The 13,103-nt window shown below is 58.7% G+C and carries 14 protein-coding genes and 2 tRNA genes; 2 read left to right on the top strand and 14 right to left on the bottom strand.

Translation table 11 applies throughout. The features are described from left to right. From BRA42_RS08340 to BRA42_RS08320, 5 genes are all read right to left on the bottom strand, one after another. Positions 1 to 170 (bottom strand): hypothetical protein (locus BRA42_RS08340; RefSeq protein ID WP_342686214.1); only part of this gene is annotated, 170 nt, incomplete at its 3' end. A 194-nt stretch (positions 171 to 364) separates the two neighbouring features. Beyond that, on the bottom strand, positions 365 to 1,237 hold the full coding sequence (locus BRA42_RS08335; protein WP_292409366.1) for a DNA-methyltransferase: 873 nt from the start codon (positions 1,235 to 1,237) through the stop codon (positions 365 to 367). 63 nt (positions 1,238 to 1,300) lie between these two features. After that, on the bottom strand, positions 1,301 to 1,597 hold the full coding sequence (locus BRA42_RS08330; protein ID WP_292409367.1) for a hypothetical protein: 297 nt from the start codon (positions 1,595 to 1,597) through the stop codon (positions 1,301 to 1,303). Positions 1,598 to 3,193: 1,596 nt separating this feature from the next. Next, positions 3,194 to 3,266 (bottom strand) — tRNA-Thr (locus BRA42_RS08325). Positions 3,267 to 3,340: 74 nt separating this feature from the next. After that, entirely contained in the window at positions 3,341 to 3,625 is a 285-nt protein-coding gene (locus tag BRA42_RS08320) for a DUF504 domain-containing protein (protein WP_292409369.1), read from the bottom strand. A gap of 178 nt (positions 3,626 to 3,803) precedes the next feature. Between BRA42_RS08320 and mmp10 the strand changes: the two genes are divergently transcribed. Further along, a complete protein-coding gene (gene mmp10, locus BRA42_RS08315) occupies positions 3,804 to 5,030 on the top strand; it encodes a methyl coenzyme M reductase-arginine methyltransferase Mmp10 (protein WP_292409428.1) in 1,227 nt (408 codons plus the stop codon). Here the strand turns inward: mmp10 and BRA42_RS08310 are convergent. From BRA42_RS08310 to BRA42_RS08300, 3 genes are all read right to left on the bottom strand, one after another. After that, on the bottom strand, positions 5,011 to 6,912 hold the full coding sequence (locus tag BRA42_RS08310; RefSeq protein WP_292409371.1) for an ATP-binding protein: 1,902 nt from the start codon (positions 6,910 to 6,912) through the stop codon (positions 5,011 to 5,013). The two genes, mmp10 and BRA42_RS08310, sit on opposite strands and share 20 nt — an antisense overlap. 94 nt (positions 6,913 to 7,006) lie before the next feature. Then, positions 7,007 to 7,573 (bottom strand): type 1 glutamine amidotransferase, encoded by a 567-nt coding sequence (locus BRA42_RS08305; protein ID WP_292409373.1) that lies wholly within the window; start codon positions 7,571 to 7,573, stop codon positions 7,007 to 7,009. Further along, positions 7,570 to 8,250, bottom strand: a complete 681-nt coding sequence (locus BRA42_RS08300) for a diphthine--ammonia ligase (protein WP_292409430.1) — start codon at positions 8,248 to 8,250, stop codon at positions 7,570 to 7,572. Before BRA42_RS08300 ends, BRA42_RS08305 begins: the two co-directional genes overlap by 4 nt. Positions 8,251 to 8,444: 194 nt before the next feature. Here BRA42_RS08300 and BRA42_RS08295 point away from each other — a divergent pair, with 194 nt between their 5' ends. Beyond that, positions 8,445 to 8,636 (top strand): hypothetical protein, encoded by a 192-nt coding sequence (locus tag BRA42_RS08295; protein WP_342686212.1) that lies wholly within the window; start codon positions 8,445 to 8,447, stop codon positions 8,634 to 8,636. Between the two features lie 90 nt (positions 8,637 to 8,726). Here the strand turns inward: BRA42_RS08295 and BRA42_RS08290 are convergent. The 6 genes from BRA42_RS08290 to BRA42_RS08265 all read right to left on the bottom strand — a co-directional run bounded on the left by BRA42_RS08290 (position 8,727) and on the right by BRA42_RS08265 (position 13,033). After that, positions 8,727 to 8,811 (bottom strand) — tRNA-Leu (locus BRA42_RS08290). 531 nt (positions 8,812 to 9,342) lie between these two features. Beyond that, positions 9,343 to 9,816 carry a hypothetical protein gene (locus BRA42_RS08285; RefSeq protein ID WP_292409376.1) on the bottom strand — a complete coding sequence of 158 codons (474 nt, stop codon included), beginning with the start codon at positions 9,814 to 9,816 and terminating at the stop codon, positions 9,343 to 9,345. 220 nt (positions 9,817 to 10,036) lie between these two features. After that, positions 10,037 to 10,849, bottom strand: coding sequence for a ZIP family metal transporter (locus tag BRA42_RS08280; protein ID WP_342770406.1), 813 nt, complete (start codon positions 10,847 to 10,849; stop codon positions 10,037 to 10,039). Between the two features lie 384 nt (positions 10,850 to 11,233). Then, the gene (locus BRA42_RS08275) at positions 11,234 to 11,452 is read right to left on the bottom strand and encodes a type II toxin-antitoxin system HicB family antitoxin (protein WP_292409380.1); all 219 of its coding nucleotides are present in this window, start codon (positions 11,450 to 11,452) and stop codon (positions 11,234 to 11,236) included. Position 11,453: 1 nt separating this feature from the next. Then, positions 11,454 to 12,278, bottom strand: a complete 825-nt coding sequence (locus BRA42_RS08270) for a nucleotidyl transferase AbiEii/AbiGii toxin family protein (protein ID WP_292409382.1) — start codon at positions 12,276 to 12,278, stop codon at positions 11,454 to 11,456. Next, positions 12,275 to 13,033 carry a type IV toxin-antitoxin system AbiEi family antitoxin domain-containing protein gene (locus BRA42_RS08265; RefSeq protein ID WP_292409385.1) on the bottom strand — a complete coding sequence of 253 codons (759 nt, stop codon included), beginning with the start codon at positions 13,031 to 13,033 and terminating at the stop codon, positions 12,275 to 12,277. The genes BRA42_RS08270 and BRA42_RS08265 overlap by 4 nt, the downstream gene beginning before the upstream one ends. Between the last annotated feature and the right edge of the window lie 70 nt (positions 13,034 to 13,103).

Here is a 13,103-nt window from a genome sequence, read left to right as displayed (position 1 = left end):
CTGTTGATGAATTCATGGGCGTAACGCCCTCTCTGACAGAGTTTGCCCCCGTTGACAGGTGCGCGCTGCCAATGCGTCACGTCAAAAACCATGCCGTCCCGGACAACGAGGTTGAACCCGCATCCGGTGCCGCAGTAGGGACATATCGTTGATACATATTTGATATCCATCTTGTTCTCCTCTGGCCGGGACAACATACCATCCGTATTATATAATAGGCTCGGTCATGACGAAATTTTTGATGAATATCAGTGGAACTTAGGAAGAGTAACTCACACCCGGCCAGGATTACCGACGCCGCCGTGAGCGTGACGAGGATGCCGGCAGGGGCTCGATTTCCCACGACCCCAGAAAAAGATCTGTATCACTCCTGCTGTTCCCGCAGGCGGGCTTCAGCGATCCGGGCCTCTGCGATCTCCCGGTAGATCGGGTCGATCTCAAACCCGATGTAATCCACACCGAGAGCGAGTGCCGCAAGCGCCGTGCTCCCGATGCCCATGAACGGGTCCAGGACAAGCGTCCCGGGTCGGCATCCGTGGAGCTGGATGCACATCTCCGGGAGTTTCACCGGGAAACTGGTAGGGTGCGACCGGGAAGAGCGGATGGTCCGGTAGGGGATGAACCAGGTGTTTCCCCGGTCGCGGAGGTCGCGTTCCGCTGCTTTCCACCGCCCGATGTTGCTCTTGTCCTGGTAAGGCACACCGATGCCCAGTTTGTCGAGAGCCACATCACCCATCTTTGTGAAGTGAAAGATGTGCTCGTGGCACTGACTCAGATAGCGGGAGCTGTTCACCGGCTGGTAGTGTCCAACGGCGATATCGCCGGCGATATTTTCATACTCTCCGACATCCTCCTTCTCGATGGCAATCGACTTGACCCAGTGGATGACGTTCTGCAACGCAAAATGAGGACGGAACTGCTGGATGACGTCGAAGGGTATCCAGGGGTCCCGGGGTTTTCCGCCGATGTTGAGGAAGAGCGAGCCGTCGTCGGCGAGGACCCGGGCGACCCCGGCCGCGACCGCGCCGATCCAGTTCAGGTAATCTTCCCGGGGCTTTCGGTCGTTGTAGGAATTGTACTCCTTCCCGATGTTGTAGGGCGGCGATGTGACGATAACATCGATGGAACCTGCCGGGAGGCGCTGCATGCCCTCCAGGCAGTCCATGGTATGGATGGTATTGACGGCAAGCCCGCCGGACCCAGACACTCCTCTCTCCTCTTCTGCCACTCCGATCATCTACAGGTTCGCAGTCCTCCGCAAAAAGGTGAACGAACCGGGAGGCCGGCACCGGAGCGGGGATCAGGATGTGTCGTCTCCATCCAGCACCGTCTGCCGGGCTTTCTCGAGCGCGTCGATGAGGTCCTCGACCTCGTAGGGGTTGAGCCCCCCGTTCCCGCAACTATCACGTTCAAGGTGGACGACCTGAAGGAGCGCGTCCTTGAGGACCTCAAGACGGCTCTCCGGAGAGAGAGTGACCTCGAACCGGTGGGAGATGCGGTCGGAGACACAGATAAAGTCACCGTGAACGGAGGCAAACGAGAGGATCTCATCGGCGGAAAGGACGATCTCCTGGTCTACCGCGATCTCCAGGACCACCGGCGTATCGGCACTTTCTTCTGCAAAACAGCGGGCGACCTTGATCTTCGTGGTGATTCCTCCGGTTGAGTGACAGTTGAGGTAATCTCTTCCGGGAGGTGATATAACGTTAATGCCATATCACTGTCAGGGTACGGCAGGTAGGGATTCTCCCGGAGGCAGTGGATCGTCGCCTCAAGGGTCCCGATATAGCCAGAGGCGGCCCTCCAGACTGACGAAATGTGCGGGTCGGCTTCTCATCCAGGGGTCTCCGGCTTCATGTACGGACGGAGAAGAACGCTACTTCCTTAAGTTCCAAAAGAGACGATAAAAGATGTCAACTACCCCGCGTTCTCGAGGCCCGGGAGAGGATGGCGGTGAAGAACGGGGGGAGACGTGACCGAGAGAAACCTATTTGGGGTACCCGAGGACGATAATCGTATTCAGAGGAGAGATGAGGATGGCGAGACCGATCGAACACTGGTGGATAAACGGATCAGGGCGTTGATGGGCGAAGGGGAGGAGGGGTTATCCATTTCGGCGGCCCGGATCTTGGGGATGAGGGGGCAGCCCTTGTCAAGCCATTCTCCGAAGGTAACTTTCCCGCGATTTGCCTTGTTACAATGATACCGCCGTTTTTGGCGCTCAAGTTGAGCCTTATACCTACACTCGGGGGAGCAGTATGCTTGCCGGGGTGCGATGTTGTAGTATGATGCATCGACCGTGCGAACCGCCGGTCGGGAACGAAGATCACCGGGAAGCAACCAGTTATGGCAGTAGGCGCAGGTGGGTTCGTTGACGGAGGAGACATATGGCTTGCCCGTCTTTTGATCGACCCATTCGGGATCAAGCCGATGACAAACCGTAGAGTGCGTCCCTGTCTCGAAGGGGAATGGTAGGTGCCAGAGATTCACCCGCTCGGATATGTCGTCAACCCAGTAACTGCAGAAGGCACCAGTGTCTTTGTCAAATAAAATGCACCCTGCCGACAGTGGTCGACGATGCCCCTCCTCTCCCCTCGCGAGACGATATGCTTTGACAGGTGTGTCCCAAGGTACATCGAATTTGTATTTTTTCGGAAGGTTGAGGTCGTCCCAAAACACCTCAGCCGGGAGGGGGTTTCCCCCTCCCGGCCCCTCCCCCGCGTGGCGATACCCGGAGGGAAGCCGTGTCAGCAATTTGACACCAAAAATTGCTCAATTCCTCCCGAGGATGTGTCAAAATACTCTGAACGATATGAATCTTCAGCGTTAGACACTTCTGGGATGACTTCGTTATCAGAAGGAAGTTGTGGTTCTCTTTGGGGTGGAATGAGATGGTTAGATCTATCGATAGTTTACATCCTGTTTCGTATCGTGTCCGGGATAATTCTTGAATGCCTTCAGGCATCAACGCTTATTACTAGGCTTCTTATGTTATAGGGTGAAGCGAAGCTTGCCCCCTCCCCCTCCTCCAGAAGTACTCCGATGAGAAAGAGAGGTAATGCGCAAGCAACCAACGCGACATCATGCTGTTTCCTGGACGCGCGCGGCCGTATTTTCTTTATTTAGACCCACACAGTAGGTATTGATGTTACGGCCTTCATTTCAGGAAAGGATTAAGAACTTGACTTTTTCAAGCCCCAGCCGAGGTTTGAACTCGGGACCTGCTGATTACAAGTCAGCCGCTCTGCCAGCTAAGCCACTGGGGCACACCTTATGTTGTGGGTCGTCTGCGGTAAAAAAGATGGCGCCGGTTCCTTATATCAGACCCCGTAACTCACACCTACCGGTGCTCACACTCCTGCTGCTCGCCACGCTCCCTCCCGGAGTGTTCCCAGGCCGTCCCTCCTTTGTAGAGGACCCGCCGGACCCGGTGATAGGGGATACAGGCGACGTAGGTCCCGGCGTCCACCTCCAGGTACTGCGCGTCGAGCGCAATGATCCTGTCGCCCTGCACCCTCGAGCGGTCACCCGGTGCTCCCCGGTCGACGTACTCGACTTCGACACGGGAGAAATCATAGCCGGGGTCGTGATAAAGCCGGAGCAGCAGCCGGTGGCTTGTCCGCATACCAGGGCTTCCTCGCTCCGCCAACCCATAAAGGTGTCGCCGCCCGCCCCCGACAGTTGCCTTCACCAAAAAAAACACAACAGGGATGCCCGATTGGCCGGCGAACCGGGGCCGCGAGACAAAGGCCGGGGATGGGTCTGCAATCTTCATAACCGAGGAGCACAGAAGTACCAGCAGGATGTCGCATCTCAACGTCGATCTCGGGGGCCGGCCCGGCCTCGACTGCCGGGGGTTTTGCTCGTACTGTTACTTCAAACACGTCCAGGGGACGACGTCGTTCGGCTGCAAGTACTGCCTCCCTTTCCAGAAAGGCTGCGACTACTGTACCCGGGGCGTGCGGGAAGGGTACGAAGGGTTCAAGGACCTCCGCACCGTCGCCGACGAGACGCTCGCAAACCTCCAGATAATGGGCGACGACATCGAGCGGATCACCATCAGCGGTGGCGGGGACCCGAGCTGCTACCCGGCGTTTCGCGATATTGTCGAGTTACTCGGCAGCATGGAGGCGCCGATCCACATCGGCTATACCAGCGGCAAGGGGTTTGACGACCCGGAGATCGCCGACTTCCTCATTGAGAACGGTCTCGCTGAAATCTCTTACACCGTTTTTGCCGCCGACCCGAACCTCCGGCGGCAGTGGATGCACGACCCGACGCCGGAAGCCTCACTCGCGGCCCTCGACCGACTTTGCGGTGCAATCGATGTCTATGCTGCCGCGGTCGTTATTCCCGGCGTCAACGATGGCGAACCCCTGGAACAAACCTGCGCGTGGCTGGAGGAGCGGGGCGCAAAAGGGCTGATCCTGATGCGGTTTGCAAACAGGACGGACCAGGGCCTCATCCTCGGCAACGCGCCGCTGATCGAGGGGCAGCGGGTCCACACCGTCGATGAGTTCCGCGACATCGTCACCAACTTAAACGAACAGTTCTCGATGAAGATCAGCGGTACTCCCCTCTGGGACCCCTCGATCGGTTCGCCCTTTGCAATCCTTCATGAACCCGATCTGCTCAAGAAACTCCCCCGGGTCCGGAAGCGCGCGACGGTGGTCACCGGGAGCGTCGCAGCACCCTTCATCCAGCGCGTCCTCTCGATCCGCGGCGCCACCTCAAGGGTCGTCAAGGTCAGAAAAGAGATCGCCTGCCTCATCACTGCCGACGACCTCGCCGGGGTGAACCTCAAAAGACTTGAAGAGGTCGTGATCATCCCCGGCCGGGCGTTCGTCCACGACGCTGAGGCCCGGGAAATCCTCTCCGCCGACGGCGTCGACCGGGAGGTGGTGCGCGGTCCCGAGATGCTGACGGCCGACGCAGAGATGAGTATGGGCATGACCCGAACGGAAGTGCTTGAGAAGGAGCTCGAAGGATTTTCGGCCCTGATCAACACGATCAACCGTTACGGCCGGTGATGGGCGGGCATGCCGGGAGCGTGAACCGGAAGACAGCGCCGCATGCGGGATGCCCGGACGCCCGGTCCTCCACCCACACCCGACCTCCATAACGCTCGATCAGCGTGCGGACGATATAGAGGCCGAGCCCTTTGCCGCTCTTTGTACCGCTCTTCCTGAATTTTTCAAAGACCCGGGGCTTCTCAACATCCGGGATCCCCGGGCCGGTATCCTCAACCGAGACCACAACGGCCCCCTCCTCCTCCCTGGTGGTGATCCGGATCGAGACGCCGGGACCGCCGAACTTGATGGCGTTTCCGACAAGATTTATGAAGACTGCCGGCAGGAGATCGTCGACGGCGACCCATCGGTTCTGCGGCACGTAGCAGATATCGACGTCGGGAAAGAGATTTATAACACCTTCGACGACGGGATCGAGGGCCGTCGGCCTGGACATCGGGATTTCTTCCGCGATCCGGCGGATCGCCGAGACGTTTCCGATGATCTCGGCGCTCTGTCTGACGGCGACCGCGAGTTTCCCGGCAAGATCCTTCTCCGGCCCGGAAAGCGTCTCCGCAAGAAGGGTAAAGTAACCCAGGGCGGCGGTGTTTGCATTGTTGATGTCGTGCGTCATGAGATCGAGGTAGAAATTCGCCTGCTCGTGGAGCCGCATCCGCTCAACGGCGCTTCCGACTCCACGACCGATGGAGGTGAGCAACTCCCGCTCGTCGGGGGAAAAGACATGAGCGTTCCTGCTGACCAGGTTGACGGCGCCGATGACCCGTCCCCCGGCAACAATGGGGATGCTGGCAAATGCCAGGATTCCGGTTTCGGCGTCCTGCGGATAACAGCGCGGATAATCCTCCACAAAGTACGCCACACCCCGTCCGAGAACTGTGTCGTAAGGCGGGGCGTCCATGTCGACGATCCGTCGAAACAAAAACCCTTTCGAAAGCCCCACTTCAGCGACCCGCTCAGCCCTGAACCGACCGGGGCCGATCAGGTATATGCCTCCTCCTTCAAAATCGAGAAAGTCCAGAGTCATTTTGAGGATGACCGCCAGCATTTCATCCAGATCCGCAGACGATGTGGCGGCTCTGACGACCTGGTTGATGACTGAGAGTTGGGCGTTCCTGCCCCGTGCCCTCGCCTCGGCGAGTTTTTGCTCGGTGATGTCCATGACAGCGACGGCCACACCCGGGTACCCGGCGCTCCCGCCGACGACCGGAGAGGCGGCGAGCCTGGCGTCGATCACCGTTCCGTCGGAACGCCGGAGTCGAAACTCGACGTCTATCCTCCCGCCCTCGTCCCGGTCGATCAGCGCCTTTGCCCGCGGAACGTCGCCCGGATCTACGAAAGAGAGGAAGGAGAGTCCCTGCATCGAACCCGGAGCGCAGCCGAGGATCTCCGTCATCCGGGCACTGGCAAAGATGACGGTGCCCCCCCGTTCGACGACCAGAACCCCTTCATGGAGACTCCTGCCGATCCCGCGCCACAGGCGATCCGCGTTGCCGAGGGCCACCTCCAGATTCCTCGCCATGACGGCGTATCGAACGGCGCAGACCAGGCGTCCGGGAGTGAAGTCCGCGCGAACCAGGTAATCGTCCGCACCGTGCCAGAGTGCACCGACCACCACATCCAGATCGCCACGCGAGATGAGAAGAATAACCGGAATACCGGGGGCTTTATCGTTCACCTCCTCCACAATATCCGGCTTCCGACCGGGGTCAAGCAGGATAAGGTCGAACGATTCTTGCTGGAGAACGTCGAGGGCTTCGTCAAACTGTCGGTAATGGGCCGTTTCTGTCGGTATCCCGCCGCCCCGGAGCGCCTGCTCGGCCCTGTAGGCGTCGTCCGGGCTTCCGGTGATAACGAGCAGCCTGAACGGATCGGGCACCACCATCACACCCCTGCCGGCAGGGTCCGGGTACTGAATGATTTTGACTTCATTCCCCGGCGCATCTCTATCCCTTTTACCCGGGGTCAAAAGATAAGTGTTACTGATAAGTCTCCGCCAGCCGGAGAAATCGCTCGATGACCCATTCGTTCCGGACGTCCGGATGAAAGAGAAGGCCGTAGAGGGGCAGGGAACGGTGCCGGATCGCCTGAACGCACTGGTCGGAGGCAGCAAGGGGTACGAACCGATCCGGGGTCCGGACAGCGTATTCGTGCAGTTCGTACGCCGGGAAGGTCTCCCTCCCGGCAAAGAGCGGATCGGGCGCGAGCACCCGGATGCCGGTCATGCCGATCTCACAGCACGGTTCGGTGCCGCCGCCGAAGACCGCCGCGAGAACCCGCATCCCGGAGGATATGCCGAGCACCGGGCGCTCGAACGCGAGAAGCCACCGGAACATCGCAAGGTGCCCGGCAAATCCGGTGTCCTTCAGTGCCGTTCCGCAGAGGACCACCGCATCCGCAGCCTCGATCTCCGGTGTACCGACGGCGGTATAGTGGCAGGTGGTGAACGGGGTTCCGGTCTCCCGGAGAAACCGTTCAACCGGCCCGACAAACTCGTCCCGGGAGAGCGAGCCGGCCCGGTAACAGAGGTCGACGACCAGGATCATTTCGCCACCAACCCTGCCCGCTCGATCCGGAGGATGCCGTTGTAGTTCCGATAAACGCGCGATGCCTCTTCGATCACTATCCGCTGGGAGAAAAACGGGGCGTCGGTGACAAAGGTCTCAAATTCCCCTCCTTCGCCAGTGAGGGCGATCCGGTACTTCCGGACGATCGTGCGGAGGTCGTCGAGGGTGCGGTGGTCGATCTCCCTTCCGAGCCACGATGCGTCGAAGGGGAAGGCAAAGACACCTGCGATGACGACCCGAAACCCGGCACCGATAAGTTCCTCCATATAGGCTTCCTGGTCCACATTCCAGAGCGGATTGAAGCACCAGAGATCCAGTTCATGGCAGACCCGCTGGACCCGTGTCGCCTGGTAGGCCGAGAGGATCGCCCCGGTAACGACCCCCTCGATCCCGAACTCCTCCCGGGCCCGGAGGAGAGCACGCGCGAGGTCCAGGAGTTCCGCTTCCTTCTCTCCTGCCGTCTCCACCTCCACGAGGGGGAGACCCGCCGCGTCGGCCTGGAGCGCGGTGAGGCCGACGTTCGGGGTGTGGAACATGTAACTTTCCGGGTTCCTGGAGTGGACCGTGATCAGGCAGACAACCTCCTCTTTTTGCATCGCCTTCCAGCAGGCGTAGAGGGAATCTTTCCCGCCGGAGAAGAGCACGCCGAGTTTCATGATCGTTCCTGTATCCATTCTGCCAGGATCGTGATAAACCTCTGCGGCCGCGATCCCCGTACCCCCGGTACGGCTTGATCCAGGCGGAGTGCAATACCTCTTTGACAGCCCGTCACCGGTCGAGGATCAGGACTATATAGGGTCAGCCCTTCACCCGGTGCTGAGCGCTCGGAACGTAGTACGAGGTATGTGGTATGGCAGAAAAAGGTCAATATTCAGAAAATCAAGTTGAAGCGGTGGTTGATTGCATTCTGGTTAATTACCGGGGAGATGCGCGATCAAGGGATCGGGTCATTGACGCGATCCTGGAGTGGGCGGAGGAGCACCCCGACGAGTGGGAACAGTTTCAGGCACGATGCCGGCAGCGTCACGAGGCGCTGGCATAGACTTTTCCGGACCGAACACGGCGTGTCCGTCTCTTTTTCGGCCTTGAAGATCCGAAGCCAGCGGCTCTGCAGAAATGCGGGGAAAATGAGTGCGAGGGGAGCGATTTGAACGCTCGAACTCCTTCGAGACAAGGCCCTCAACCTTGCGCCTTTGACCTGGCTTGGCAACCCTCGCCCAGAACATGCCCTAGGCTTGAACCGATACGGAAGATACATCGGTTGCGCTTCCGCGCCCCGTTTACCTCACTTAATTTGTTGTCATACCTGAAATACCTTTGTGCTGGATGCGGCAGAGGAGGCTGCTGGCACCAGTCGGAGAAGAGAAAGGGCACCCGTGCCGGGGAACACGGCGAGAACACCGGTGTCGGTCCCCCGGAAACTCCGGGGATAAGAGCCAGAACACGGCACAGCGGCCGGCCAACCGCTCTTCGGAGCCAGTCCAACGGACTATCTGTCCCGTCTGCGGTGTCTACGCCATATCAGGAAAGCAAGTTCCATCACCGCTGATGAGTCCATCTCACCCACATTTACGTCAGGCCACTCTATCTGCTCTGATATAAGGAATGGCGGGGCGGCCTCTGGGGCAACCTCCAATTCATGCTGAGCAGGTAGGGGTAGACGGAGACATGGAGCCAGACGGTCGGTCATCCAGGTGAGGTTTCCTGCCAGCCCGTATCTTTTCCGGAGAGGGAGCCGAGTGCTGGTATTACTCTCCATCCTTTCGTAAGACCAGATAGGAATTTATGACAGCACGACAGGGCATCTCCTCCAGAAGCCCGATCTTCGAGAGTTCCTTGAGCAGATTCTCATACCTGCGCGCCGATTCCTCCTTCTTTCGTTCCCTATCTCCGGGGACCTTTGGATCATAGGCATACATAGTTTCAAGGGTATCGAGGGGTTCGATGGCGCCGTCTTCCCATATTCTGGCATGTTCGTCTCCGAAATGATGGAAACGATAGAACTCCATGTATTCATAACCGTCAGCCTCCCCGAATACCCAGTTGAACTGGAAGTTCGCGATCCGCATCGACCCGCTTTTTCGTTCGTGCAGGGCGTCCATCGGGATCTCAAATGTTTCCCGGTAACTCTCCTCAAAATGGCGGTTTATCTCTCGAAATGTCGCACCGATTCTCTCCATCGAACCCTTTACCATACCATATACAGATTCGGAGCCGTCCATAAATGTAATCGTTCAACCCGCTTACCGTCATGCCCAAAACTCAAGAGAACGCCACACGGTTGTTCCCGACATCCCGGACGAGCACATAATACCCGGAAACACCTTGCCCGTGTCGCATAAGGGAGAGAAAACCGGCCTCCAAGACCCCCCAGCCGGATCTATCACACCGCCACGACCCCGAGGGTTTGGAATGAAATCTTGTGCAAACACCGCGCACAGATCAGCTGAACGTGACATCCAGTATCATCATCGTTACAAAACCGACAAGCAGGCTCATTGTGGCGAGATCCGTATTTCCATGCCTCTGCGATTCGGGGATCACTTCTTCCCCGACGACGAAGATCATTGCACCGGCAGCAAAGGCAAGGGCATACGGGAGCAGCGGCTGGACGACGAATACCAGAGCCGCCCCGAAAACGGCAGCAATCGGCTCTACAATCGCGGAAAGTTGGCCATACATGAAACTCCGGGTCCGGGAGTAGCCTTCCCCGGCGAGCGGGGCCGATACGGCAAAGCCTTCCGGGAAGTTTTGCAGACCGATGCCGATTGTAAGAGCAATCGCCGCCCCCAGGGCCTCATGGGAGAGGCCGGCAGCGACAGCGCCAAACGCTACCCCGACCGCAAACCCTTCCGGGATGTTGTGCATCGTGATGGCGATCACGAGAAGCGTTGTCCTGCGAAGAGACGATCTCGGCCCTTCCGCCTCCGGCAGAGGGTATCCCGGGTGGATATGCGGGAGCAGAGCATCGAGACCGCGCAGGAACACGCCGCCGGCGAGGAACCCGACCGCTGCCGGAATGCTGGCCCCAAGGCCGGTCGAGCCGGAGAGTTCGATTGCGGGCAACAGGAGCGACCAGAAACTGGCAGAAAGCATAACACCGGCTGCAAACCCGAGCATGCCGTCAAGTCTCCGACGGTCCGGCTCCCGCGAGAAAAAAACGCCCGCAGCACCGAGAGCGGTCAAGCCCCAGGTGAAAAGCCCGGCAAGAAGCGCCTGGAGAACCGGATTCAACCCGGCAAAATAATCGAGCATGCTGTTACTCCGATGTGGTGCACGGACCTGCGGTTTGGTTATTGGACAAGCCGGGATTTAATACCCGGGCAATCGACAGCGGTTCATTGAAAAAGTAAGGAAAGGTGCCATTCCCTATTGAAGAAACTTTGAAACAAACAACGACATCTCTCCTCCCCACAGGAAATGGCCCTGAGGGTCCATCCCAGAAAATGCGGAGAACCATGACCCCTCCCCGACCTTCCCGTTGAGGATCGAGAGTTCAACTCCCGTCTTCTCCGCCACTTTTCCATCCCTATCTAATCGCGACCGACCCCGGCCGACCGATTGTCTTTTTGGTGTTCGTCCGTTGAGTATATAGTCCTTGAGATGAGACGGCAACGAGAATGAACGATGTACAAGAGGTCACGCCATCTCCCCGCGGGCAACGTCCTTCCCTGCAAGGATCTCCCGCAGGTGCTCCCGGGCGGTCTCGAGCCAGAGGTCGATAGCCACCTTCACTTCGGAGAGCGCCTCCTCTTCGGTCTCGCCGAACGCGGGGCACCCCGGAAGCTCCGGGGCAACGGCGATGAACCCCTCGTCCTCGTCGCTGAAGAAGATCATAATTGCGTAGTTATGCGGCATTTCAATCACTCCGATCGTCACCCCGAGCCTGCGGAACCTCACCGGACCGTTGAGTATACAGTTCGACACAATCCAACGCCCATTCAAATGCCTCCTCGAAGTTCGGGACAACTTTCATCTGATGCCGGAGCGATGCGTTCCATGATGCTGAGAATCGTTCACGCCTCCCCGCGAGCACGGAACTGCTCGGGATGACCTCCTTGCATTCGCATTTCCGGCGGAGAATGCTCCTCACGGCGTCCGGGTTCACGCGGTCGGCCAGGTGCCGGATATCGTAGATATCCCGCGGACGTACCCGCTGGAAGAGAGAGCGGATCTTCTCGGCCATGATCTCCTCCAGGCAGTAACAGGTTATCCCGGCAGTGAGTTTGTCCGAGTACGGGTGGTAGATCCGTCTCTTCTCAACAGGGAGCAGAATACTTTCATTACTCATGGTCGTGAGGTCGATGATGATTTTGGTTGGGGTGGATGCGTTCATGGGGATGATCCTGAACAAGGCCGTCGCCCGGAATCCGGTTGTCGTCTCGATAATGTCGATATCCTCCTCGAACCTGATGCCGCTCTCCTCTCGCGCATGGGATACCGCGTCCTTCACCGCCTCCCGCAGCGCCTCCTTCTCGTGCGGCTCCAGCAGGGTGAAGTCGAGATCGTCCGAGAAGCGGTAGTTCTCGATGAAGACTTTCCGGATTCCTGTCCCACCTTTCAGCGCCATGGGGAGGGCGCTCAGATGAGCGAGGAGCCAGTTCTGTGCATAGTCCCGCTCGATAGTCGAGGGCGGAACCCCGAAGGCGCGGGCGGTCTCTTTAATCTCCACAATCGGTATCACTCGGAGTCCCCCTGACGTGTTATCTCAGTGTTGATGACCAGCCGCCACCTCGGATCGTTCTCTCCCTGGCGCGGCATCGTAGGATCGAGGAGGAGGTAATTCCTGGATGTCGGGAGCGGCAGATCCAGTGGAATTCCCATACGCTCGCTCAGATAACCGAGCCTCCGGACAACAGCGTTGTTCCCGATCATCCGGGCGTACCGGCTCAGGGTCTCGCGGTCCAGCGATGCGTTCTCCAGCGCCTTTGCAACCTCGACGATCCCTCCCGCGTATTCGGGTCTGTCGAGGCAGTCGACTAGAGTCTTCTCCCTGTCGGTGACGGTGACCTGTGTCTCCTCGATCCATTCCTTCGCAAAGCCGAAGAACTTCTCCGGCTTTACCCGCACGATCCGGTAGTCCACGCCGAACACCTCGAGCTGGTTGTTCTTCTTCCGCGCCGTTGTCTGGACAAAGACCGTCATCGGGATCTGCTCTGTCAGGCCGTGGTAGTGGAGAGCGCTCCAGTATGCAATCGCGGATGGCCGGACGAGATGTGAGGCGATCACAAATTCGTGGAGCGTGTACTTGCCCTTCTCGCTCGCGAGCGGGATGATCAGGTATTTCCCCCTCTCGATTCGCTCGACAAAGCCCCGATCTTCCCACCGGGAGAGCATCACCGAAAGCACGCTTTTCGGGGTCCCTGTCTGTCGGTGCAGCTGCTCGAGTGTGAATACCTGTCCGTGGCGGGCGATGGACTTCAGGATCTCAATTGTCACTTGTCGTCTCCCACGTTCCTCATTGAGTGCACCAACCTTATCAAAGTTGTTAATTTCGGTGTACTTTATA

The sequence above is a fragment of the Methanoculleus sp. UBA374 genome, assembly GCA_002508705.1.
Lineage (GTDB): Archaea > Halobacteriota > Methanomicrobia > Methanomicrobiales > Methanoculleaceae > Methanoculleus > Methanoculleus palmolei.
Note: the sequence above shows the minus strand (reverse complement) of the source record. Positions and strands in the feature narration are given on the sequence as shown.

What these genes read in the sequence shown, in the direction of transcription:
- BRA42_RS08335 (WP_292409366.1), bottom strand. Translation starts at nt 1,237, where the DNA reads ATGATCGGAGTGGCAGAAGAGGAGAGAGGAGTGTCTGGGTCCGGCGGG.
- BRA42_RS08320 (WP_292409369.1), bottom strand. Translation starts at nt 3,625, where the DNA reads ATGCGGACAAGCCACCGGCTGCTGCTCCGGCTTTATCACGACCCCGGC.
- mmp10 (WP_292409428.1), top strand. Translation starts at nt 3,804, where the DNA reads ATGTCGCATCTCAACGTCGATCTCGGGGGCCGGCCCGGCCTCGACTGC.
- BRA42_RS08310 (WP_292409371.1), bottom strand. Translation starts at nt 6,912, where the DNA reads ATGGTGGTGCCCGATCCGTTCAGGCTGCTCGTTATCACCGGAAGCCCG.
- BRA42_RS08305 (WP_292409373.1), bottom strand. Translation starts at nt 7,573, where the DNA reads ATGATCCTGGTCGTCGACCTCTGTTACCGGGCCGGCTCGCTCTCCCGG.
- BRA42_RS08300 (WP_292409430.1), bottom strand. Translation starts at nt 8,250, where the DNA reads ATGAAACTCGGCGTGCTCTTCTCCGGCGGGAAAGATTCCCTCTACGCC.
- BRA42_RS08295 (WP_342686212.1), top strand. Translation starts at nt 8,445, where the DNA reads ATGGCAGAAAAAGGTCAATATTCAGAAAATCAAGTTGAAGCGGTGGTT.
- BRA42_RS08285 (WP_292409376.1), bottom strand. Translation starts at nt 9,816, where the DNA reads ATGGACGGCTCCGAATCTGTATATGGTATGGTAAAGGGTTCGATGGAG.
- BRA42_RS08280 (WP_342770406.1), bottom strand. Translation starts at nt 10,849, where the DNA reads ATGCTCGATTATTTTGCCGGGTTGAATCCGGTTCTCCAGGCGCTTCTT.
- BRA42_RS08275 (WP_292409380.1), bottom strand. Translation starts at nt 11,452, where the DNA reads ATGCCGCATAACTACGCAATTATGATCTTCTTCAGCGACGAGGACGAG.